Annotated in this window: 25 protein-coding genes and 1 tRNA gene; 10 read left to right on the plus strand and 16 right to left on the minus strand. The window is 45.6% G+C overall.

Going from position 1 to position 23,607, the window contains the following annotated elements; genetic code table 11:
- Positions 1 to 5: 5 nt before the first annotated feature.
- The 10 genes from NE536_RS00705 to NE536_RS00750 all read right to left on the minus strand — a co-directional run bounded on the left by NE536_RS00705 (position 6) and on the right by NE536_RS00750 (position 8,575).
- On the minus strand, positions 6 to 1,097 hold the full coding sequence (locus NE536_RS00705) for a flagellar basal body P-ring protein FlgI (protein ID WP_028761203.1): 1,092 nt from the start codon (positions 1,095 to 1,097) through the stop codon (positions 6 to 8).
- 11 nt (positions 1,098 to 1,108) lie between these two features.
- The gene (flgH, locus tag NE536_RS00710) at positions 1,109 to 1,783 is read right to left on the minus strand and encodes a flagellar basal body L-ring protein FlgH (RefSeq protein WP_261271477.1); all 675 of its coding nucleotides are present in this window, start codon (positions 1,781 to 1,783) and stop codon (positions 1,109 to 1,111) included.
- A gap of 11 nt (positions 1,784 to 1,794) precedes the next feature.
- Positions 1,795 to 2,583, minus strand: coding sequence for a flagellar basal-body rod protein FlgG (gene flgG, locus NE536_RS00715; RefSeq protein ID WP_261271478.1), 789 nt, complete (start codon positions 2,581 to 2,583; stop codon positions 1,795 to 1,797).
- 10 nt (positions 2,584 to 2,593) lie between these two features.
- Entirely contained in the window at positions 2,594 to 3,337 is a 744-nt protein-coding gene (flgF, locus tag NE536_RS00720) for a flagellar basal-body rod protein FlgF (protein WP_219250937.1), read from the minus strand.
- 173 nt (positions 3,338 to 3,510) lie between these two features.
- Complete coding sequence (gene flgE / locus NE536_RS00725; protein ID WP_261271479.1) at positions 3,511 to 4,872, minus strand: flagellar hook protein FlgE; 1,362 nt, start codon at positions 4,870 to 4,872, stop codon at positions 3,511 to 3,513.
- Between the two features lie 82 nt (positions 4,873 to 4,954).
- Positions 4,955 to 5,725 (minus strand): flagellar hook assembly protein FlgD, encoded by a 771-nt coding sequence (gene flgD, locus NE536_RS00730; protein ID WP_261271480.1) that lies wholly within the window; start codon positions 5,723 to 5,725, stop codon positions 4,955 to 4,957.
- Positions 5,726 to 5,749: 24 nt separating this feature from the next.
- A complete protein-coding gene (flgC, locus tag NE536_RS00735; protein WP_006082428.1) occupies positions 5,750 to 6,166 on the minus strand; it encodes a flagellar basal body rod protein FlgC in 417 nt (138 codons plus the stop codon).
- Between the two features lie 2 nt (positions 6,167 to 6,168).
- A complete protein-coding gene (flgB, locus tag NE536_RS00740; protein ID WP_011847319.1) occupies positions 6,169 to 6,573 on the minus strand; it encodes a flagellar basal body rod protein FlgB in 405 nt (134 codons plus the stop codon).
- 142 nt (positions 6,574 to 6,715) lie between these two features.
- Positions 6,716 to 7,555 (minus strand): CheR family methyltransferase, encoded by an 840-nt coding sequence (locus NE536_RS00745; protein WP_006082430.1) that lies wholly within the window; start codon positions 7,553 to 7,555, stop codon positions 6,716 to 6,718.
- A gap of 99 nt (positions 7,556 to 7,654) precedes the next feature.
- Entirely contained in the window at positions 7,655 to 8,575 is a 921-nt protein-coding gene (locus NE536_RS00750) for a chemotaxis protein CheV (RefSeq protein ID WP_006082431.1), read from the minus strand.
- A gap of 205 nt (positions 8,576 to 8,780) precedes the next feature.
- On the opposite strand from NE536_RS00750, the gene flgA reads away from it, so the two are divergent.
- From flgA to NE536_RS00765, 3 genes are all read left to right on the plus strand, one after another.
- Positions 8,781 to 9,488, plus strand: coding sequence for a flagellar basal body P-ring formation chaperone FlgA (gene flgA, locus NE536_RS00755; RefSeq protein ID WP_261271481.1), 708 nt, complete (start codon positions 8,781 to 8,783; stop codon positions 9,486 to 9,488).
- Between the two features lie 75 nt (positions 9,489 to 9,563).
- Complete coding sequence (gene flgM, locus NE536_RS00760; RefSeq protein WP_006082433.1) at positions 9,564 to 9,887, plus strand: flagellar biosynthesis anti-sigma factor FlgM; 324 nt, start codon at positions 9,564 to 9,566, stop codon at positions 9,885 to 9,887.
- Between the two features lie 2 nt (positions 9,888 to 9,889).
- Positions 9,890 to 10,315: a flagella synthesis protein FlgN gene (locus NE536_RS00765; protein ID WP_006082434.1), complete on the plus strand. Its 426-nt coding sequence runs from the start codon at positions 9,890 to 9,892 to the stop codon at positions 10,313 to 10,315.
- A gap of 142 nt (positions 10,316 to 10,457) precedes the next feature.
- On the opposite strand, the gene NE536_RS00770 is transcribed toward NE536_RS00765, so the two are convergent.
- Both NE536_RS00770 and NE536_RS00775 read right to left on the minus strand, forming a co-directional pair.
- Positions 10,458 to 10,907, minus strand: coding sequence for an LPP20 family lipoprotein (locus NE536_RS00770; protein ID WP_261271482.1), 450 nt, complete (start codon positions 10,905 to 10,907; stop codon positions 10,458 to 10,460).
- Positions 10,904 to 11,536 carry a FlgO family outer membrane protein gene (locus tag NE536_RS00775; protein ID WP_006085650.1) on the minus strand — a complete coding sequence of 211 codons (633 nt, stop codon included), beginning with the start codon at positions 11,534 to 11,536 and terminating at the stop codon, positions 10,904 to 10,906. Before NE536_RS00775 ends, NE536_RS00770 begins: the two co-directional genes overlap by 4 nt.
- A 279-nt stretch (positions 11,537 to 11,815) precedes the next feature.
- Between NE536_RS00775 and NE536_RS00780 the strand changes: the two genes are divergently transcribed.
- The 4 genes from NE536_RS00780 (at position 11,816) to NE536_RS00795 (ending at position 14,684) form a co-directional block, all read left to right on the plus strand.
- Positions 11,816 to 12,982 (plus strand): flagellar assembly protein FlgT, encoded by a 1,167-nt coding sequence (locus NE536_RS00780; protein ID WP_261271483.1) that lies wholly within the window; start codon positions 11,816 to 11,818, stop codon positions 12,980 to 12,982.
- A 55-nt stretch (positions 12,983 to 13,037) separates the two neighbouring features.
- A tRNA-Arg gene (locus NE536_RS00785) sits at positions 13,038 to 13,113 on the plus strand.
- Positions 13,114 to 13,354: 241 nt separating this feature from the next.
- Entirely contained in the window at positions 13,355 to 13,834 is a 480-nt protein-coding gene (locus NE536_RS00790) for a DUF2947 domain-containing protein (protein WP_261271484.1), read from the plus strand.
- Between the two features lie 289 nt (positions 13,835 to 14,123).
- The gene (locus NE536_RS00795) at positions 14,124 to 14,684 is read left to right on the plus strand and encodes a chalcone isomerase family protein (protein WP_226058954.1); all 561 of its coding nucleotides are present in this window, start codon (positions 14,124 to 14,126) and stop codon (positions 14,682 to 14,684) included.
- Between the two features lie 12 nt (positions 14,685 to 14,696).
- Here NE536_RS00795 and NE536_RS00800 read toward each other — a convergent pair whose 3' ends face one another.
- A complete protein-coding gene (locus tag NE536_RS00800; protein ID WP_261271485.1) occupies positions 14,697 to 15,641 on the minus strand; it encodes an autotransporter outer membrane beta-barrel domain-containing protein in 945 nt (314 codons plus the stop codon).
- 122 nt (positions 15,642 to 15,763) lie between these two features.
- Positions 15,764 to 16,390: a TetR/AcrR family transcriptional regulator gene (locus tag NE536_RS00805; protein ID WP_261271486.1), complete on the minus strand. Its 627-nt coding sequence runs from the start codon at positions 16,388 to 16,390 to the stop codon at positions 15,764 to 15,766.
- A 139-nt stretch (positions 16,391 to 16,529) separates the two neighbouring features.
- On the opposite strand from NE536_RS00805, the gene NE536_RS00810 reads away from it, so the two are divergent.
- The gene (locus NE536_RS00810) at positions 16,530 to 17,636 is read left to right on the plus strand and encodes an efflux RND transporter periplasmic adaptor subunit (RefSeq protein ID WP_261271487.1); all 1,107 of its coding nucleotides are present in this window, start codon (positions 16,530 to 16,532) and stop codon (positions 17,634 to 17,636) included.
- 2 nt (positions 17,637 to 17,638) lie between these two features.
- Positions 17,639 to 20,707, plus strand: coding sequence for an efflux RND transporter permease subunit (locus NE536_RS00815; protein ID WP_261271488.1), 3,069 nt, complete (start codon positions 17,639 to 17,641; stop codon positions 20,705 to 20,707).
- Here NE536_RS00815 and NE536_RS00820 read toward each other — a convergent pair.
- Entirely contained in the window at positions 20,704 to 20,949 is a 246-nt protein-coding gene (locus NE536_RS00820) for an HP1242/YdcH family protein (protein ID WP_107948475.1), read from the minus strand. The two genes, NE536_RS00815 and NE536_RS00820, sit on opposite strands and share 4 nt — an antisense overlap.
- A 259-nt stretch (positions 20,950 to 21,208) precedes the next feature.
- Here NE536_RS00820 and NE536_RS00825 point away from each other — a divergent pair, with 259 nt between their 5' ends.
- A complete protein-coding gene (locus NE536_RS00825; RefSeq protein WP_261271489.1) occupies positions 21,209 to 23,212 on the plus strand; it encodes a methyl-accepting chemotaxis protein in 2,004 nt (667 codons plus the stop codon).
- A gap of 263 nt (positions 23,213 to 23,475) precedes the next feature.
- Here NE536_RS00825 and cydX read toward each other — a convergent pair whose 3' ends face one another.
- Complete coding sequence (gene cydX / locus NE536_RS00830) at positions 23,476 to 23,592, minus strand: cytochrome bd-I oxidase subunit CydX (RefSeq protein WP_006082469.1); 117 nt, start codon at positions 23,590 to 23,592, stop codon at positions 23,476 to 23,478.
- Between the last annotated feature and the right edge of the window lie 15 nt (positions 23,593 to 23,607).

Consider the following 23,607-nt stretch of genomic DNA (forward strand, 5'->3'; position numbering starts at 1 on the left):
AGAAATTAGATGATGATAAGTTCACCATGCAAAGCTCCTGCCACTTTTAATGCTTCAAGTATTGCTAACACATCTGAAGGGGCTGCACCGACTAAGTTAACAGCTCTAACCAGCTCATCCAGCGTAGTGCCTGGATTAAACATAAACATACGACGGTCACTTTCTGTCGCTGTGATCGTACTATTACTCGTGACGGTTGTTTGACCATTTGCCAACGCGTTAGGCTGCGAAACCTGTGTCGCCTCCGCAATAGTGACAGTCATGCCGCCATGGGTAATCGCCGCAGGGAGTAAGCGTACGTTTTGCCCAACCACTATGGTTCCAGTACGTGAATTAACGATCACTTTGGCAGATTCCTCTGCGGGAACAACATCGAGGTTTTCAAGCGTTGCTAAAAAGGAGACCCGTTGTGATACATCACGTGGAGCTGTTACCTGAACAGACGTCGCATCTAAAGGACGCGCCATATCAGGACCTAATAGATCATTGATCGCATCGGCCATGCGCTGCGCAGTAGAGAAATCCGAACGACGTAGGTTAAACGTCAAATAATCGCCAGTTGAAAATGGGGTTGCCACACTACGCTCAACAATCGCGCCATTGGGTATACGACCTACAGTTGGCGTATTTTGAATCACCTTTGAACCATCTAAACCATCGGCACTAAAACCACTCACCACTAAGCTGCCTTGGGCTATGGCATACACATTACCGTCTACCCCTTTCAAAAAGGTCTGTAATAAGGTGCCACCGCGTAAGCTTTTGGCTTCACCTAAGCTAGATACCGTCACGTCAAGATCTTGACCAGGTTTGATAAAGGCGGGCATATCCGCGTGTACGGCTACCACTGCAACGTTTTTAATTTTCGGTTTGACGTTGTCAGGAAGATTAATCCCAAAGTTTTTGAGCATAGTCATAAAGGTCTGCTCGGTATAACTGGTTTTTTCCCCCGTTCCCGGTAAACCGACCACTAAGCCATAACCAATCAACTGGTTACTACGCACACCTTGCACATTGGCAATATCTTTAATTCGTTCAGCCTGACTAGGTAGAGAAAACACTAGCATGGCAACGGCTAACACCAGTTTATATTTCATGATACGACTCCTTAGAAGGGCCACCAGTCGCTCATAAAGAACTGGCTTAACCAGCCCACTTTTTGAGCATCTGCGAAAGTGCCTGTGCCACTGTATTGGATACGGGCATTAGCCATTCGCGTTGAATCGACAGTGTTATCGGGTTTAATGTCCTGCGAGCGAACGAGACCTGTGACGCGAATAAACTCATCACCGTTATTGATTGAGATCCATTTTTCGCCGCGGATCACTAAGCTGCCGTTATTCAACACTTGCATCACGTTTGCCGAGATGCTGCCATCTAAACTGTTGCTCTGATCCGCATCCGATTCACGTTTAGTGTTCATGCTATCTTTATAACGTAAATCAATTGGCACTCCGCCAATAGACACGTTACTGCCACCGGCAAAAATGGGGTCTAAAGTCATGTCGGAGCCTTTTTTAATCTGATTGCCTGCACTCTTCTTAGCTTGAGTCGACTCTTTCAAAACGATAGTGATAATGTCACCCACTTTGTGAGCACGAATATCCGAATACAAGCTAGATGCTTGACTGTCTTGATAAATAGAACCAGTCGCGGCAATTTTTGTTGGCGGAGCCTCTGGGTATACCGGCGCGTAAAAGGGATCATCCGCAAGGGGTTTCTTTTGCGTCGAGCTACAAGCTGCAAGCAATAACGCGACGGCCAACACAAGATATCTAGCCATGATGTTTGCCTCTATAAATTCTGAGTCACATAAGACAGCATCTGATCTACCGCTGAAATCACTTTGGAGTTCATCTCGTAAATGCGCTGACTTTCGATAAGGTTCACCAGTTCCTCGGTCACGTTCACGTTAGAGGTTTCTAAGGCGCCTTGACGAATTGCACCCATGCCATCTAACGAAGCGGTACCTTGAATGGGCGTACCACTGGCACCAGTTTCCGTATATAAGTTTTGTCCCATAGGATCTAGACCCGATGGATTAATAAAATCCGTCATAGTCAACTGACCCACGACTTGGTTCTCAGCGGTACCCGGCGTTTTTACTGAAACTTCACCCTCTGCTGAAACGGTAATACTGGTCGCATTATCAGGAATAGTGATCGCGGGTTGTAGCAAATAGCCAGAACCTGGCGTCACAATCTGACCCGTATCGTCTAAGGTAAACTGACCGTTTCGGGTATAGGCCGCAGTACCATCGGGTAGCTGGATTTCAAAAAAGCCGGGACCTTCAATCATGAGATCCAGTGAGTTATCCGTCGTCAGCATGTTACCCTGAGTAAACATTTTTTGAGTAGCGACGACTTTCGTACCCGCACCTATGTTTAATCCGTTGGGTAGCTTAGTGTTAGATGCACTAACACCACCTGCTTGGTTAACTGTTTGATAGAGTAAATCTTCAAATACTGCGCGGCTTTTTTTGTAGCCCACAGTGCTAGCGTTCGCTACGTTGTTTGAAATCACTGAAATATCAGTTTGCTGTGCGTCTAAGCCAGTTTTACTAATCCATAACGCCGGATGCATAATCTATCTCCTAACTAATACGCATTAATGAAGATGAAGCGCGATCATTCTCTTCCGCGGTTTTCATCATCTTGACTTGCAATTCAAACTGGCGCTGAAGATCAATCAAAGACACCATTTCATCAACAGGGTTAACGTTACTGCCCTCTACGGCACCACTTTCAACTGCGACGAAAGGGTCTGCTGGTGCTGCTTCACCTGACATTTGTCGAAATAATCCATCTTCACCACGCATCATCTGCGCATTGCCGGGATTGACTAACTTCAATCTCGCCACTTCTTCTATCACTTCAGCAGTCGCCCCTTGAGGGCGAACAGACACTATGCCATCCTGTGAAATTGACACTTTATCAATAGGTAATGGCAGCACTATCGGACCAGCGTCCCCCATTACGGGATTGCCTCTGTCGTTATACAACATGCCCGTCGCATCGAAACTGAGACTACCTGAACGGGTATAAGCTTCACTGCCATCTTTCGCCTGAACGGCAAACCAGCCATCGCCTTTAATGGCAACATCGAGATCCCGTCCAGTGGTTTTTATCGGACCAGAGCGAAAATTAGCTGACGGAGATTCTGTCATCGCAAACACCCTTGAAGGCAACCCTTCACCGAAGGCTTGCATCGATCTGGCCTGTGCCATATCTGATTTAAAACCATCGGTATTAGCGTTGGCTAAGTTGTTCGCACGGAGCGCCAGCTCATTCATATTTTGCTTGGCACCACTCATGGCGACATAAAGGAATTTGTCCACAGACTGCTCCGTCAAATTTTCTACATGACAATAGCAAAGCAAGCATCATGCCAACAAAATTGACGTTTAATTTACTGATAGAATTGAAGAATAGGAAAATGAAGTGAATTGACAGCTAGATAAAGGCTAAGTGTTGCCACTGGCGGCAACACCTTAGTCAAACAATGTAATGATTAGCGGATTTGTAATACGGTTTGTTGCAACGTGTTGTTCACTTCAAGGGTACGAGAGTTCGCTTGGAAGTTACGCTGCGCAGAAATTAAATCAACCAGTTCAGTGGTCAAATCGATGTTCGATTGCTCTAACGCCGATGAACTGATGCTACCAAAAGTACCACTATTTGCCTGACCCGCTAACGCTGGACCTGAAGCTAAACTGGCTTTCCACGACGTATTACCCACTTGCGTTAAACCTTGTTCGTTAGCAAAACGAACTAAAGCAACCCGTGCTAAAGGCACGGTTGAACCATTAGAATAACTCGCGGTCACTAAACCATCTTCGCCGATTTCAACGTTAGTTAAGCGACCTACAGTCGTACCATCTTGCGTCAACTGAGTTGCACCAAAAGGAGCAGCATATTGCGTTGGGGCATTAAACTTCACAGTCAACTCTTGAGTACCATCGGCACCAGCCCCTAAAACACCCGCACCACTGACGCCCAAAGTCTCAGTCTTGACTATAGCAGGATCGCTACCTGTGTAGACACCAACAGAATTGAATTTGAGTACAGAGCCTTTCCAACCACCAGCAGTTTGAGCCGTGCCCGTTGCATCAGGTGTACCATCGCCTGTGGTATCTGTTTGATAAGTACCAGCAGGACCAGCTAGATCGACTTGCTTTCCATCAACAGCATAGTAAGCCACCCAATTGTTCTCACCATCGTACGAACCATCTTTGGGCTTAACAAAATAAGTGGTCATAATATGCGGCTCACCGAGTGAGTCATAAATTGTCATTGATGTAACGCTATTGTAGGTTTTTGCATCTAGAGGATCGAATGCCGCGGGGTCGAGTGCACTTTCCTTAGCATTTAAGTTCATTTGCAAAGTAACATTCTCAGTCTTTACAGGGCTACCTGCAGTGTCTGGTATTTGTACCGGCTTAGCCGTCGTTAAACTCACTGATGTTGAGTTCCCATCTTTATCCACTGGGAAAGTTTGCAAATAATTACCAGAAGAATCAACCATGTAATTATTTTTATCGACCGTAAATGCTCCAGCACGGGTAAACGAGTGGTCTAATGTACCCAGTTCAGAGGCTGTAACGAAAAAGCCACCCCCTTTAATCGCCATATCAAGGGAGTTATTCGTCAACTGTAAGCTACCTTGATGGAATTGCTGCGCCACTTTACTCGTAGCAACACCACCACCCACGGCAGTTTTAGCATTTGAAAAAATAGAATTAGCGTAAACATCCGCAAATTCAGCTCGGGATTCTTTAAAGCCAATGGTGTTCGCATTAGCAATGTTATTCGCCGTAGTGTTTAAATCTTTCTGCGCGGCAGAAATGCCACTCAATGCAATGTTAAACGACATAATTCACCTCTACATTTAACTCAATTCATTTATGAGCGATTTACGCCCAATTCGGATGCTGCAAAAATTCTTTTATACAAGCTTAGGTTTCAGACACAGCTAACACATCGGTTAACTTGATGCCCATACCGCCTCTCAAGTTAAGAATCGCGCCAGTACTGGCCGTACCGAGAGAAACGCTGGTCACATGAGCATAGGTCGAGACTGGCAATTCTTGGGATTTCCCATCCACTAAACCACTCGCCTTGATCGTATAGTTACCTGCGGTTACAGGTTTTCCATCTTTATCGAGGCCATCCCAGTTAACATCGACATTCCCCCCCTTACTGCCATCAACTTTAAAGGTGGTCACAACTTGGCCTTTCTCATCCTCAACACGTACAGTAACTTCAGGAATTTTTGCTGGCGTGCTAATCACACCTTTTATTGTTGGGCTTTCAGCTGAAATGTTACCTGTATCAGTTGGGATCAACACCTTGCGACCAACAAGTCCTGATGCCTGTAATGCTTGGCTTGATGTCATAACACCGTTTAAATTAACGATTTCCTTATTCAACTTAGTAATACCATCAACCGTCGAGAATGATGCCATCTGCGCAATCATTTGGTCGTTGTCGACGGGCTTAAAGGGATCTTGCATCGATAACTGTTGGCTTAATAACGAGAAAAAGTCATCTTGAGTTAACTGTTGGCTTTTCGCTTCCGGTACTATCGAATCTTTTGGCAGACGTATGCCATCAAGAAACGGATTGCCCGTTGAACTAGTTGATGAATTGGTCGTAACGGCATTTGACTGACTCTTATTTTGAGCCGTCTGCGCCGATGCTTGGTTAATTTGATTAATGAGGCTCACAGCTTACCTCCTAAGTAACACATGTTATTTACCCATCCCAAGTGTTTGTTGCAGCATAGACTTAGCTGCTTCAGCGACCTGAACATTCATTTGATATGAGCGCGAAGCAGAAATCATATCTGCCATTTCTTCCATGACATTAACATTCGGTTTATAAATAAACCCGTCCGCATCCGCCATTGGATGATCGGGCGAATATTCTTTTAGTAGTGGTCGATCACTTTCAACAATACCTTTTACCGCAACACCTTGTGAGGCTTGTTGCTGGCTTTGCGCTTTAGCCATTTCAGCTTCAAAAATAGGATGACGGGAACGATAGGTCTTATCTACGCTACTCGAGACGGAATCAGCGTTAGCTATGTTACTCGCGGTGGTGTTTAGCCTGACCGATTGAGCAGACATTCCCGAGCCAGCAACATCAAATATGCTAAATAAACTCATGATTAATCCCCTCTCAACGCTTTCTTCATGCCACTAAACTTACTATCTAAAAAACCTAGCGACATTTGATATTCAAGTGCATTTTGCATGAATGCCGATTGTTCCTGTTGGATATCAACAGTATTACCATCACCGGTATCGGGTTGATTTGGCACACGGAACTTAACAAATTGACCAGTCAACTCAGCAAGACCAAAATGCTTGTCTGTCTCTTGCATTTCAAGACTATTACGCTGCTGTTGTTGGCCACGGGCGGCCTGCATTGCCGCAGAAAAATCAACATCGCGGGCTTTATAATGTGGCGTATCGGCGTTAGCGATATTGCTCGAAATGACTTCAGCTCGCTGCGCTCTAATACCGAGAGTGTACTGATGCACACCCAGTGCATTATCAAAATTGATCGCCATAAAATTGCCTCCTCGTGTTACTCACGGAAACAAAGCAATTCATGTGCCAACATCAGGAGACAATGAAAATAACAATTAGGATAAGCAAGTGATGGGTAAAAAATTACCGACAAATGTCGGTAATTTCTTTAAAGCTGTAGACTTAAGTCTTTTTCTGGTAATAAATCCCTGGGTTACAACGGACCATATCAAATTCGTCCGTTAAACCAGCGATAGATTCGGAAGCACCAAGAAATAGAATACCTTTTGGATTAAGAGCGGCAGCGAATTGCCGCAAAATTTTTGCCTTTGCCTCAGGCGCAAAATAAATCAGCACATTGCGGCAAAAAATAATGTCGAACTTACCAAGTAAGCTATAACTTTCAAGCAGATTATGTGCTCTAAAGTTCACCAAACGCTTAACATTATCCTTTAACTTCATATTGCCTGAAGGCAAAGCATCAAAAAACTGACGCTTACGCTCTTCGGATAAACCGCGCGCTAATGCCAAACTATCGTACTCAGCATTTTTGCAACGTTCCAACATGGAAGGCGACAAATCCGTGGCTTGAATTGACGCACTACCCGCAAGCGCACCAGGCTTCTTCTGTTGATACTCAAGAATCGTCATCGCCAATGAATAGGGTTCTTGCCCAGACGAACACGCGGCCGACCAAATCTTAAGTGGACGACCTAAACGACTATACTCAGGTAACAAAACGTTATGCAATAACTCAAATGGATAACGATCACGAAACCAAAGGGTTTCATTGGTCGTCATAGCATCGATCACTTCAGCCCGAAGCGCACGTTCCGTTGGCTTCATCGAATGCTTAACCACATCGGATAAGGATGGCAGGTTATATTTCCCCATCAGAGGAGCTAGACGACTGCGCACCAGATATTGCTTATTTTCACCCAGTACGATGCCGCTGTGTTGTTCTAAGAACAACCTAAATTGATTATATTCAGCTTCAGCGAGTGATTTATTTGGCACATTCACATCCTAAATCCTATAGCAAGCACCAAAATCAGTGCGAAACCATCATGTTATAAAGTCGAGATTATAGCGTAAAGCGTATCTAGGTACTAACTACTGCACTTACAAACTTAAGTGTTTATTCACGGCAGCAGCCAGTTCGTCGGGATTAAACTTAGCGATAAAGTCATTGGCCCCCACTTTTTGAACCATTGCCTGATTGAATACACCACTTAACGACGTATGCAGTACCACTTTAATATGCTTGAGCTTAGGATCGTCTCGGATCTCAGCGGTCAGGGTATAACCATCCATTTCAGGCATCTCAATATCTGAGATAATGAGAGGGATTTCATCGGCAACATTGTCCATTTCTTTGGCGATTTCTTTAAGCTTATCTAATGCTTCTCGACCATCTTTTGCGGTATCAATTTGTAAGTTCAATGACTCGAGTGAACGAATAATTTGCTTACGCGCCACGGCAGAATCATCGATAACCATAATATGGTAATGCTGGGTTCTGTCGAGGGTCAGCTTTTCATTGGCTTCTTCACTGATAGCGGTTTTAACCGGTGAAATCTCATCTAAGATTTTTTCTACGTCGAGAATTTCAACCAATTCACCTTCAATCTCAGTTACAGCCGTCAGATAAGAATAACGACCGGCACCTTGCGGCGGAGGCATAATCGCTTCCCAATTCATGTTGATAATCCGCTCAACAGAACTGACCAAGAAACCTTGAACACTGCGGTTATATTCAGAAATAATGATGAAACAGTTTTCAGTACTCGCTAAAGGTCTACCACCTGTTGCCGCACTCAGATCAATAACTGAAATAGTCGTACCGCGAATATGCGCGACACCTTTAACATAAGGATTAAGTTTAGGCAAAGTTGTCAGTGGCGGGCACTGCAGTACTTCTTTCACCTTAAACACGTTAATCCCAAACCGTTGACGACCGTTTAATTTAAAAAGCAGCAATTCTAAACGGTTTTGACCAACGAGCTGGGTTCGTTTGTTGACTGAATCAAGAATACTCGACATAACTCTGCCTTGTTGTTCTGTTTATGTACGGCCCTATGACTCGTTTGAGTATAGGCATATTAATTGCTTACGTCTTATCTATCGATAAACATAGTCGAAACTGAGTCAATCTTCTGACAGTGATGCAAAATATTATTACAGTGGTCAGCTTCGAACTTGATAAAAGTATAGGTGCATTCTGGCGTTACAAGCTAGTCTCTTCATTATGAAAGTAAATTTAGTCTGTTTTTTTAGTGTTTTCGCCCTCTTCATGCCCGCTTTTGCGAGTGCAGAGCCTATTGTTCCCACCGTATCGGCCATCTCAGAATTAGCTAAAGCGCTTATTTCAGAAAAGATATCCGTGCCAGCGAATGCCAAAGTCGATATTTCGCCGCAAATAGTTGACGCAAGAATGCTGCCGTCACTATGTTCGTCGCCAATTCAGGTTGAATTGGCTAGTGACAGGGAAATTAGCCGTAATAACACCCTAAAAGTCAGCTGCAATACGCAAGAGCTCGCTTACCCTTGGCAGATTTATATCTCGGTTAGAGTGGATATTTTATTCCCCGTTGTTGTCACAACTGAAACCTTAGCGCCTGGCGAACTCATCTCCCCTAGCCAAGTTGAAATCCGTTACATTGAGCAAAATAGTTTACGAGGCGCTGAATTTGATGACCCAAGTAAATTAGCTGGTGTGCGAGTCAAACGACGCGTCTCGAAGGATTATCCTATATTGAGCAATAACTTATGCTTTGTGTGTAAAAACGACTCGGTATCTATTTATGTTCGTTCTAACTCCTTCGAGCTCAAAACTGCGGGCGAAGCCCTACAGGATGGCAATAAAGGCGATCGGATCAGAGTTAAAAATAGCAGTTCAAACAAAGAACTAGATGCTATAGTCACGGGCATTGGCGAAGTTGAAGTAAGAATGTAAAATAATCTAAAGCTTTTTTATAAGCTGCCGATACCCCAGTTAAGAAATCCCGTACACACGACGCTGGAGCCGAAAATGGCAATTGATATTAGCAAACTCAACACTGCAACGACCACACAAGTTCGTTCAGGTGCAACTAAAACTAGCAGCGATCAATCTGCTCAAGTTGCCACAAAATCGACAACACCACAAAGAAGCGACTCAGTGGTGATTACAGCGCAAGCGCAACAACTTCAAGGAGCTCAGACTAAAATGGCGAGCCTTCCTGAAGTTGATCAAAAGAAAGTGGCCGAAATTAAACAGGCTATCGCCGAAGGCCGCTATAAAATTGACCCTGAAAAGTTGGCTGCCAATATTGCAAGTTTTGAAGCCGAACTTAATGACTTGAATAAAGAGTAACTATGACTGAAATAGCTAAACTGGTAGATCTACAACACGCCCATTTGGCTGTTCTTAAGCAAATCATACTCAAGGAAAAAGGCGCTTTGGTTGACCAAAACGCCGATTTACTGCTTTCTCTTGCTAACGAAAAATCACAATGTCTGAAAGAACTCAAGACTAATGACGATATTCTGGCAAACCACACTGATAAGTCTCAACTCACTCAGCAAAGTGAACTCGTGCATAAAATGGCCGTTGTCAAAGACGCATTAACTGAATGCAAAGAACTGAACGATCAAAATGCCAGTTTAATTGAGATGAATTTAGCCAGCCTGAATCGCTTCGCTCAAGCTTTACAAGCTAGCAGAAACGCCTCCAGCCTTACGTATAACGATAAAGGCAAGACCTCAACTATCTCAAGTTTAGGCAATGATTTAAAGGCCTAACAGGCGCATCAATTTCCACTCTGTATTTCCCGCGTCTAAGCTCTGCTTTGATTAAAGATTAGACTTTGATACTTGTGCAGAAAAAGAAAAGCCGCATAACTACTCGCATAGTACGCGGCTCAATAGAGTCATGTAGAAATGACTAGAAATACGTGACTTCTTTCACTCGCTGTGGACGACTCTGTTGTTGATACAGCGCCCATACCTGTGAAAAATCCAGTTCTAACTCAGTGACATAATGATCGCCAGCTGGATAACTCTTAACGACCCGCGCCCCACGGATCACACCAGACACCGACGCTTTAACATTATCGTCCGTCAACATCCAATCACTGACACTGCTGTTTGCCGTTATTTTCTGCCCATAAACTTGTTCTGCTAATTCACGATAGGCCACAATTTTTGATGCTTGCATGGCCATCAACACTCTTTGTGATTGCTCTTTAGCCGGTTGAGTCGCTAAGGGCGCATATCCTATGGCCGTTAACTTAGGAAAACTCGGCGGCGGCACATCTTCCCATTGCACATATCTATCTTTAGCAGCGCAGCCAGTTAGCATTAGCGCCGCAATAACTAAAAAGTAGCGTTTCATTTTCCATCTCCTAAAACACGGACTTCATTCATGCCTGGACTCGCCTGACGATATAAGATGCCATTTTGTGACACAATTTGCTCCGAAGGCTGCATGTAGTTTGCCAACTCTTTTTGAGTCACAAAAGTTTGAGAGGCCGATACCACACGATTGTTACTTATGTTCACAATCCGAGTATTGATCGCCATACCATTGGTAACGGGGCTCATAGTCGATACAACAAGATGCTCAACGGGAAGATTTTTCGACAATTGTTGCCAATCTCGCGTCAAAATAAAATCCCCATTAGCCGTCACTCTCAAGCCATCAGCTAAATTTAAATCCACTACATTAAACTGAAAGCTATGGAGCGACGTCATTAATCCTTGCTGTAACTGCTGCGCCAACGCATTTGTGCCATTCATGTCACCCACTAATACTGGGGTTGCGACAACAATTGGTTGATCAGAACGCAGAGCATCATTTTGCTTAACGAGCTCTGTCACAATTCGCTGTGCTAAATGGTTGATCACTGCCGTTGGCGGCAACCCATTGCCATCCACTAAACTCGGCTTGGGCGGTGTAACCGATTTAGCCACACATCCACCTAACATCAGTAATGTTAAGGGAATAATCACACGCTTTAGCATTGGATTTACCTCATCTGTGGGTGTACTGGCAATTAAATCACTCACACTCTACGCGTCTCATTTTTGTGAGTAACAAAAGCCAGCAATCTTCGGACCAAAATTGCTCCAGCCCGACAATATTATGCTCATACGCTGTATATCGACTGCGCCAATGGAAACTTTATCGAAAACTCTCGTTAGTCAGGCATGAAATTTGCTTTGTCGGTATATTAGATTAAGTGTCAGGAAACTGGCTCGATTAGCAAGCTCGCCAATAGCTTAGCGATAAGGATTGTATTGATGCACATACCACGTTCAGCTTCGCTCATCATTTTGAGCCTTGCACTGCTGTCTTTGCCTACTCGGGCCGAATGGATAGAAGCCAGTGGTGAAGCGACTATTATCAATGGTAATACGGCTCAAGCAAGGGAAGAAGCGATTAATCAAGCCGTTAGCTACGCGACATTAAGCACGGGCATTCAAATCTCCAGTGAACAACAAACCTCTAACGGAAACCTTACACAGAATAACTTCGCGATAAATCGCAACGCCCAAGCCATCAGCATCCAACTCGTTAGCGAACGAATCCAGGGAAACAAAATTTATGTGTCCCTACGACTCGATCTAAATGATGATCCTACGCAGCAGTGTCCAAATGGACAATTAAAGGCTGCGATTCTAATCCCTCAAGCACAAATTAAAGATCGTACTCAGCTCAGATACGGACAGCTTTCAGGCTTTGAAGAAGTTATTTCCGAAAAATTAGGCAGTGTTATAGAAGATTACTCTTCCACAGGTTTTAGCCACACTCACGCTGAAGAGCTGCTCGATATTAAACAAGATCTAGTGGATATTCGCGGTTATCGACTCCCAAGCTGGCTCAGTGAAATTACCGACAGCCAATATATCCTCCAACCACAAATTATGGATATCTCAATGGAGCCAGTGCAGGCAACCTTCCTAGGATTTTGGGATGAAGCTCCACTCAGGCAATTCCAGTTCAAACTTAGCCTCTATCATGGGATCAGTGGCGAAGAAGTTTGGAGTAAAAGCTACAGCACATCGGCGCCATGGGAATTTGAAGAACAAGCCATTATTGCCCCGAATACGGACAGATTCTGGCGATCATCCTATGGCAAAAATATTACTAAGTTAATGCAACAGGCTACCCATGATTTAGACAGCACACTCAATTGCAGACCCTTACTCGGCCAAGTCGTGAGCCGCCAAGCGGACAGGATCATTTTAAATCTCGGCCGTAAACATGGCATTCGTGTCGGGGATAAATTCCAAGTCGTATTACAGCAAAACCTACCCGATCGACTCAATGAAATGCGCGCCGTCGCAACCAAAAGCCGAGCCACGGTAAAAATCGAACAAGTGAGTGAAGAAAGCTCTACAGCAGTACTTTTAGACCAAAATGCAGCTTACAATGTGCAGATAAACGACATAGCGCTTAAGATTTAAGCAACTAAATCATAAGCCTTTTAATCAGAGATAAAACCAGTATAATCACTGTCGTCTCTCTATAGCTCAACAGGATAGAGCAGCCGCCTCCTAAGCGGCCGATCGGGGTTCGAGTCCCTGTGGAGAGACCAGATAGTGCTTATGTGATTTCAACTTCACTTGAAGAGTTTTCTGATAAGCATGATTTCCAGAAACACAATTTACAGCTTCCTCTGTCTATCCCCCTTAAAAAACAGCTCTCTTAATCGTTACTATAAAATCCAATACTAGGATATAGCCACATTGCGCCATTTCCCTAAACTTGGCTAAGTCAGTATAATCCGACACATTGATGTTTGATGAGCCTTCAGGGCTCAACCTAGGAGAGCTTGCTTGGCCAACACTTATATCCCGCTAGAACAATACCGCCGTAAGTGGATTTTCAACAACAAAGACTTGCCTGTCACTGACGAAGACAAGGCGCATATCCTGCCGTTAACAGATAAAAATGCGATGGAAATCTGGAATCAATGGATCAGTAACAAGAGTAGTCGTGCGGAGCAATTTACTAAGGGAGACTGGGCGGCGAAGGCTGATGCTTGGGTGGAAACAGATCATTGGCAGAGTGCTTGGGATAGTGAAGAGAGCAGTTTACCCGACATGTTAGCCGAGTTTATACAATGGCCCGATGAGACAACCGTCTATTTTTGCTATGAAAAATATCAGATTATTGAAACTCGTTGGGATGTGTTCGTCCGTAATTGGAAGTGTTTTCTCTTCTTCGACGACGGTCCAATTTTGATCTCACCAAAACAGAAACAAGCTGTGATGTTCGAACAGAGTGGTCAGTACAAGCTAGGCACTCGCGGATAATTTTCACGCAGAAAGTCTAACGCTGATGATTTGCCGCCGATAGTTTTATATCAATAGTTTAACGCGATGAGTCATCTTGTAGGCATGCTCATACTTAATGATGAGTATGCCATATTTAACCATTTTCGAATGATGCTTAGGCACAATTAGCCTATCTCTCCCCTCTTCTTTAGATTAACATCCATTTTCGGTGCCGAGTATTTGAGAAGTTGGGGTCAACTTTCTGCTGTAAATACTCATAAAAATCTGCTTAAAACCCAATAATTAAAATAGAAAAATGAGGTGTATTATGAAGTTACTCTCCACTCTTACCCTAGCAAGCGCGCTGTTATTACCCCACACATTAATGGCCAAAGAAGTATCAGGTGTGCAAGTCGCAGATACTGTGACGTTAGATAGCCAAGCATTACAGCTCAATGGCGCGGGCGTTCGCAGTAAGTTCTTTATGGATTTATATGTGGGCAGTCTGTATTTGCCAGCAGCCTTGAGTAGCACAGCAGCGGTTATCGATGCTCCGATTGCGGCAATCCGCCTTAACATTACCTCTGGCATGATCACCTCAGAAAAAATGCGCGATGCGATCACCGAAGGTTTTGAGCACGCGACGGCAGATAATACCGCCGATATTCAACCGCAAATCGATGCCTTTATGGCGCTGTTTAACGAAGAAATTAAAGAAGGCGACCAATTTACCTTAGTCGCCAATAAAGCCCGCGGCGTGACGGCCTATAAAAATGGTCAGGAACAAGCCACCATCGAAGGTGAAATGTTCCGTCAAGCACTGTTAAAAATTTGGCTAGGTGACAAGCCAGCCCAGAAAAGCCTCAAAGAGGCCATGCTAGGCAAATAACTAACATTAACGTTAGAATTTGAATTCGATATCCAAGGCCGCAGCGCCTTGGCTATCCATATCAAGCGCGGCTTGGTCGGTCACTTCTAGCTCCCCATCAAAGTAATATCCGGCGTAAAGATTCACTGTTATTGCAGACGTTGCTCGCCAACCACCGCGCAGATAACTCACCCATTCGTTCGTTTCCACTACAGTGTCATCGTCTTCGATCAGGAATCGCTCAGTACGACGCGAACTACCAAAGCCAATATTCCAATCAGGATTGAATTGATAACTGAGCTCTAATCCTGCAGGACCACTAAAACCAGCTTGGAAAGGATTAGCGAGTGCCCAATGTTCATCTATCTGCCAGCGCATTGCGAGATAAGGCACAGTGCGAACTTCATCGATATCATTAAGATACGCGACACCAACACCAATCATATTCCCCGAATCAAATGCATACATGGCAGATGCCACAACACCGTAACTCTGGGCTTCGCTGGCCGATGCAGTGTCGGCGTAGGCATATTGGATCTGCGGCGCTAAAAAGAAGGCCCAATGTTTATCCATGCGATAATTTAACGACACTCCGGCACGGTAACGATTGATATGATCCCAATTCTGCCCGTCGATACCAAACAGCGGTGCGACATTGTTAGCACCAGTGAGCGTGATATTGCGCCAATCATAATCCAGCCTGTCGTAACCCACACGAAAGCCCAAAGACCATTGCTGATTTAACGGAACATTCATCCCTGCACTCAGTAATAAACTGTCCCTTTGTAGCTCAGTATTACCATTGGCAACCTCGGCACTCTGGGTGCTGATCTGCGCGACACTTAATCTAAAAGGCTTGTATTCCTGCGAAGGTTTATCCGCTGCAATAGCAGCACAGCTCATTAACGGCAACAGTAATACAGCGCTTTTCAGCAGGCGCAGTTTTGCGCTCGATGGTGAGAGTTCTCGGTTAGCCACGTCAGCTCCTTGCATTTAAATTGATTAACAGATTTTTGCGCATAATACGCGCTATCGAGCTAAAAGGTTCATGCTTTCAATATTCAGATACAAAATAATACCTTTATATTGTGCAAATTTTATTAAACCCGATGCGCCTTCAGGAACATGTCGGCACAACCCAAAATATACGCATTTCTATCGTTAGCGAGTTCATCGGCCGCTAACCCCAATTCTAATTTGAGTTTTAGCTCACCAAACAACATTAAACATAAACGCACCGCACTGTGGTGAGCGTTACCAAATCGATATTGCCCTATCGCCTCTACTTTCACTAAATAGTCAGCCAGCAATCCCACTATATGTTTCGGGCCCGCATCGAAGAACAACTGCGACACTTCGGGATGGCTTTCAGATTGCGCCACACAGGCTTTGAATACCGTAATAGCTTCAGGGCTGACGATCATCTCCCCAAATTGCAGGGCAAATTGGGTTAATGCGGATTCCGGCTTAGTGGGATCACTTAACAAATCATCATTAAGATTATGGCCAACACATTTAGATTCAATTGCCGCAACAAATAATTCATCTTTACTGCCGTAATGGGAATAAACGGTTTGTTTCGACACGCCTGCAAGCTTGGCAACCTCATCCATACTGGTATGGGGAAACCCTTGACGACAAAATAAATCAATAGCAGCCACAAGCACTTGCTGACGTTTTTGTTCGCTACGGCTCAGAGGTAACTGCGTCTCAGAGGAATGCGTCATATCGACTCTCGAATAGGTAGACCTAATAAATTGGCATTAGTTAAGCACAAAATAGACTAGACAGTCTAGTTCCACACAACTAGACTAGCAAGTCTAGTTACATAGCATTAACGTTTAACTTACAGCGGAAGCACTTAAAATGGATCGAACTGCCCGACGTTCTTGGCGCACTATCAGCGTCTGCGTGTTTGCTTTAGTCACATTATCCGCCTGTCAAAAGGAAGTCACTGAACACGCCACGACAACCATACTGCCCACAGTCACGAGCCAAGCGTTGATCCTGACACTAAGCTATGAGCACGAGCAGACCTTCACGGGGACTATCCGTGCGGGCAACACAACTGGCGTCGGCTTTGAACTAGCAGGAAAGTTAAACGAACTACAGGCCGATTCCGGCATCAAAGTGAAGCAAGGTCAAATACTGGCAATTCTCGATACCCGACTACTCGAAGCCGAGCGTCAAGAGATCCAGGCGAGTCTGGCGCAAACCCAAGCCGATGTTGATCTGGCCACCAGCACTCTAAAACGTAATCAAGAATTGAAAAAATCGGGTTATGTCTCTGAGCAGCTATTAGATGAAAACCGCTCACAATTAAATAGCTTAGCCGCGGCGAAAAACCGCCTACTTGCCTCACAGCATGCCAATCAACTTAAGCTCGATAAATCCATCTTAGTGGCGCCTTTCGACGGCACCATCAGCCAAAGACTGCATAACTTGGGCGAAGTGGTTGCTGCGGGTAGCCCCATTTTCACCTTAGTGGGCAATATCAATCCTGAAGCCTACATTGGCATACCTGTCGCGTTAGCGGAGCAGTTTCACGCCGGACAGCAAGTACAAGTCAGCGTGCAAGACCAAACCTTTACCGCCGAAATTGCCGGTATTAGCGCCGAAGTCAATCCCGTCAGTCGCACCCTACAACTTAGGATAAGCCTACCCCAAGATGCCCGTGTGATTAACGGTGAAATTGCGTATCTGCATCAACAGCAGCAAATTGAGCAAGCTGGGTATTGGGTGCCGATTTCGGCATTAACGGATGGCATTCGTGGATTATGGAATCTGTATGTCATCGCAAAGGATGAACAGCAATCCATCATAGAGCGCCGAGATGTGGAAATACTCTACACCACCCAGGACATGGCCTACATTCAAGGCGCAATTCAACCCAATGAAATCTATGTCAGCCAAGGACTCCATAAGCTGGTTGTAGGCCAAGCCGTATCTCCCATTGCCGCAGTCACGAGGTAGTTATGATTAAAGCCTTTGTTGAAAACGGCCGCTTAGTCAGCCTCGTTATTGCACTATTACTGGTCGCGGGCTTTGGTGCTATCTCGAGTCTACCGCGCACTGAAGATCCACACATAACCAACCGTTTCGCCTCTGTGATCACCCCGTACCCTGGGGCCTCAGCTGAGCGGGTCGAAGCCTTAGTCACTGAAGTGCTCGAAAATCAGCTCAGACGCTTAGAAGAAATCAAGCTGATCCAATCGACCTCTCGGCCGGGGATTTCAGTCATACAGTTAGAATTAAAAGACACAGTCATGGAGACAGATCCCGTGTGGTCTCGGGCGCGGGATTTATTAGCCGATGCGAAAATCAATCTGCCCGAGGGCATACCATCCCCGACACTCGATGATCAAATTGGTTATGCCTACACCGCCATTTTAAGCTTAGTGTGGAATAGCAATACGCCCGTTCGAGTCGATATGCTCAACCGCTACGCGAAGGAATTACAGAGCAGGCTCAGGCTGTTGTCGGGCACGGATTTTGTCAAACTCTACGGCGCACCGACCGAAGAAATGCTAGTGCAACTCGATGGCAACAAGATGAGCCAGTTACAACTTACTCCCGCTTCCATCGCCCATATTCTCAACGGCGCCGACAGTAAAATTGCTGCGGGTGAAATCAACAATCGTGAGTTTCGCGCCTTAGTCGAAGTCTCGGGCGAACTCGACTCTTTAACTCGCATTCGCCAAGTGCCACTCAAAATTGATAACCAAGGCCAAATTATTCGTCTTGGAGATATTGCCACTGTCACGCGCCAAGCCAAAACGCCCGCGGACAGCATAGCCTTAGTCGATGGTAAACAAGGCATTTTTGTCGCCGCGCGCATGCTTAACAATAGCCGTGTCGATCTCTGGCAAGCACAAGTGAATAGCGTCGTCGATGAACTTAATCGCGAAGTGCCCGCCAACATCCAGATCCAATGGCTATTCGAGCAAAACAGTTACACCAGCGATCGCCTTGGCGGACTAGTGGTTAACCTGCTGCAAGGATTTGTGATCATCTTGCTGGTATTGTTACTCACCCTCGGACTCAGAAACGCCATCATAGTGGCGATTTCATTGCCCCTCACGGCACTGTTTACCTTGGCCTGCATGAAATATATCGGCCTGCCCATACATCAAATGTCGGTGACTGGACTCGTCGTCGCCCTTGGGATCATGGTGGATAATGCGATTGTGATTGTTGATGCCATCTCACAACGGCGTCAACAAGGGATGAGTCGCCTAGCCGCAGTGAGCGAAACCATACACCACCTTTGGCTGCCCTTAGCAGGTTCAACGATTACCACGATTTTAGCCTTTGCGCCCATAGTGCTGATGCCCGGTGCAGCAGGAGAGTTTGTCGGTGGCATTGCCATGTCAGTGATGTTTGCGCTGCTGGGCTCTTACCTGATTTCCCACACGATAATTGCGGGACTTGCGGGACGATTTAGCCATGAAGGCAAACATGATGTCTGGTATCAACACGGAATAAATCTCCCGCTTGTGAGCCAATATTTTCAAACCAGCCTCAGAATCGCCCTTAAGCGCCCTATTCTCAGTGCGCTGCTTATTGGTATTACGCCAGTATTAGGTTTTTACGCCTCGGGCAAGATGACAGAGCAATTCTTTCCGCCATCGGACAGGGACATGTTCCAAATTGAAGTCTATCTTGCGCCCCATGTGAGTTTAGAAAACACTTTGAACCAAGTGCAACTGATGGATAAAAAGCTCCATGCTGTCAATGGGATAACCCAAGTCGATTGGGTGGTGGGCGGCAATACGCCCTCATTTTATTACAACCTGACGCAGCGCCAACAGGGCGCGACTAACTATGCGCAGGCCATGGTGAAAGTGACCGACTTTGAACGTGCCAATGAGCTGATCCCCGAATTACAACAGCAATTCGATAGCGCTTTCCCCGAGGCACAAGTGCTAGTTCGCAAACTCGAGCAAGGTCCGCCCTTTAATGCGCCGGTAGAGTTGATGATCTTCGGTCCGAATCTCGATACGTTGCGAACGCTAGGCGACGAAGTCCGCAATATCCTCGCGCAAACACCGGACGTGCTCCATACCCGAGCCACCTTAAGTGCCGGTGCGCCTAAGCTGTGGCTGCAAGTGAATGAAGATGCCAGCTTAATGAGTGGTTTAAGTCTGACGGATATCGCCAAGCAAATCCAAATGTCGACCACGGGCGTTATCGGTGGCAGCGTACTTGAGCAAACGGAGTCATTACCCGTTCGAGTGCGACTCGGTGATGGCAGTCGCGAACAAGTCACCCGCCTTTCAGAAATCCAATTAGTGACACCTTCAGGTGAGTCGGTCGCGCTCTCTGCCCTCGCCCACAACGAAGTACAAGTGAGTCGCGGCGCCATTCCAAGACGTAACGGCCAAAGGGTGAATACCATAGAAGCCTATATTGTCAGTGGCGTGTTACCCGCCCAGGTGCTGAACGATGTCAAAGATAAAGTGGCACAACTCGCGCTGCCATCGGGTTATCGCATTGAAATCGGAGGTGAAAGCGCAAAACGTAACGAAGCGGTCGGCAATTTGCTCTCCAATGTGATGTTAGTCGTCACCTTGTTATTGGCCACTGTGGTGTTGTCGTTCAACTCCTTCAGGCTCACGGCCATCATTTTGTTGAGCGCGATACAATCGGCAGGGCTTGGCCTATTAGCCGTGTATGTGTTCGGCTATCCCTTTGGATTCCCGGTCATCATAGGTTTACTAGGCTTGATGGGACTGGCCATTAACGCTGCCATAGTGATCTTGGCTGAACTTGAGGATATGCCGAGTGCCAGACTCGGCGATATGGAAACCATAGTCTCAACCGTCAGCAGTTGTGGCCGCCATATCAGCTCGACAACCATCACCACAGTGGGCGGTTTTATCCCGCTTATCATTGCTGGCGGCGGATTTTGGCCTCCCTTTGCCATTGCTATCGCGGGCGGCACGCTGCTAACGACTTTGCTCTCTCTGGTTTGGGTACCGACTATGTATTTACTGTTGATGAAAAACCGTAAGGCGAACAATCAGTCCGCCATTCCAGCTTAAATCGCATCGTGGACTAGGTATTGATACAGTTTATCTTTGAGGTTTAACCGCTCTAATTTTAACGCTAAAAAGTGCTCATCGGCAGTGGGCACTTTTGTTAACTCCAATGCCCTGATTTTATTGTCGAGCTCATGGTAACGACTGGCCATGGTAGCAAAAGCGCTATTATTGGCTTTTAGATGCTTAATTTGATCAACAAAATCTGGAAACTCATAAACCAACGCATGATTCTCACCTAGCATATACACTTCCCCTATAACGATTCTGACACTATGAACTCCATTCACCTTAAGCAGCTTAGTCCATGCCATCACAATACGGCCAGTTAGCAGGACTTTTTATCAGCCAACATGTCTAGCAAATGAATTCATTAACTCAAATCTAAAACTGGTAAAATATCAAAGAATTGACTATACAATTGCTTAAATACTAGACCCATATCAAGACCATGGAGTGAAACTTAGGCTACATTGATGTAACCGTTACCTATAGGATCGTACGATGAATTATAAAAATTGGCCTATTGCAAAACAAATAGGTGCCCTCGCGTTTATCCTCACACTCATCATCTTTGGTATACTCAGTACCGTCTCCTACAAAGCCGCTTCAAATGTATTAGAAGATAAAGGCATAAGTGCCATGAAGTCCGAAATGCGTGCCGTTTCAGACATGTTAGAACTGCAATACGATAGTCTTTTGCAACTTGCTAGGCGCAACGCCGATGTGTTTAAGGAAATGTATCCGGGGCAATTTAGTCAGCCAGATAAAACTATTAATCTGATGGGAGTCAGCTCTCCCGCCCTCATGCACGAACAAGAACAAATTAACTCTTCAAAAAGCAAAGTCGATCGTTTTGCAAACCTGACGGGCGGCACAGCAACGGTATTCGTGCGCGATGGCGATGACTTTATGCGGGTGTCGACCTCACTCAAAAAAGCCGATGGTAGCCGTGCATTAGGGACCTTCCTCGGCAAAACCCATCCAGGCTATCAAGCGCTGATCAGCGGCCAAGAATACGAAGGCTACGCCAAACTCTTCGGCAAAGACTATATGACAGTCTATCGCCCAGTAAAGGACGTCCAAGGCCAGGTCATTGGTATCTTATATATTGGCTTTGATATCACTAGCTCGTTAAAACAATTACAAGATGCAGTCAACAGGCTCACCTTAGAAGAAAGCGGCCATTTTCTGTTAGTCCGCAAAGCGGACAATGTGCTAGTCGCGCACCCTAAGTTTAATGCGGGCGAGGTTATCACAGAGTCTATGCTCGATGGATTAAGTGTGGCGGAGGCCACAAAAGATGACGCGGAATACCGTTATAGCAATAGTAAAAATGAGCCTATGTTTGCCTATAGTCAAACCGTAACTGGCTGGAATTGGATGCTGGTAGGCCAGGTTAAGGCGAGTGAGCTCAACGAAGAAAGTATGCAGTTACTCACTATCAACGCTATCGTTGCTCTAACCGGGATAGCACTGATCACTGCGCTGCTTTCAGTGGTATTAATTCGTACACTTAAACCATTACATGCCCTGCAAGTGCATATGGAAAGCCTAGGCAGTGGTGATTTTAGTCATCACTTAGCGCCATCAACACCTCAGAGTCAAAACGAAGTGGATCGTATCACCACCAGCGTATCGACCATGTCCTCTGAACTAAGACAGTTGATTATTGCCCTGCAGGATTCGGTGATGAGTTTAGAGCAGCAGGCTTCTAAGGCACAAAGTATTGCCAAACAGAATGGCGAAGAAGCTCAGGCCTTAATGCTACAAACGGATCAAATTGCCACTGCCATTGAAGAAATGTCGACCTCTATTCGCGATGTGGCGAATCATGCCCAAGATGGCGCAGTGCAGAGCCAACAGGTGGATGCCGCAGCCAAAGAAGGCCAAGGTCAGCAAACTAAAGTGGTGCAGGATTTACTCAAACTCAGTGAACAGCTCAGTAATAGTCATCAGTCGGTTGAAAAAGTGAGTCACGAAAGTGAAGCCATCAGTAAAGTTACCGAAGTGATTAACAGTATTGCCGAGCAAACAAATTTACTGGCACTTAACGCGGCGATTGAAGCGGCGCGTGCAGGCGATCAAGGTAGAGGCTTTGCGGTCGTAGCCGATGAGGTGAGAACCCTAGCCCAGCGCACCCAATCATCCATTTTAGAAATTGGCCAAACCATTGGAAAGCTGCAAACGCAAGTGAAAAGTACCACAGAACAAATGGGCCAGAGTCATCAATTAGGCATGGAATCCGCAGCACAGGGTGAAGCTACTGGCGAGCAGCTTAAGGAAATCACCCGCCGGATTGGCGAACTCGCCATTAGTTCACGCAATATCGCCTCAGCTACCGAGCAGCAAAGCAGTGTTGCAGAGGAAATTACTCATAATCTGCATCAGATCAGTGAACTGGCAAATGAAGGCGAACATCGCGCCACTGAAACCGTGCAGTCAGCTAATGAACTGTCATCCTTAGCTGCGGCCTTAAAACGCCAAATAAGCCAATTTAAGGCCTAGATAGACTCACTCGACAGGTTCAATTAACACCACTAGCTCAAATGTCTAATGAGTTATGTATCAAATGCCACCCACACAGGGTGGCATTTTTTATGGGAGCGAGGCACGGGAGTTTTGGGGCATTATTTAAGAAAGTGATAGGAGAACATTATTGAGGATAGCTTTTAGATGAACCCAACACAGGTTAAACCTTGCCTAATCCAGCAAATAAATCCCAATAAAAAACCCCGCAAGTGCGAGGTTTTTTAAATCGAGTTTAGACGTTACTCGGCATCATCAGCCGATCTGTCCATGTTCTCAGTATTCTCAAGCCACAGGGCATTGATAATCCCGAAAGAACAGGCCAACAAAACCCCTAATATCCACGTAAAATACCACATAGCAGATGCTCCTTA

The sequence above is a fragment of the Shewanella septentrionalis genome, from assembly GCF_025370265.1.
In the GTDB taxonomy this organism is placed as follows: Bacteria; Pseudomonadota; Gammaproteobacteria; order Enterobacterales; family Shewanellaceae; genus Shewanella; species Shewanella hafniensis.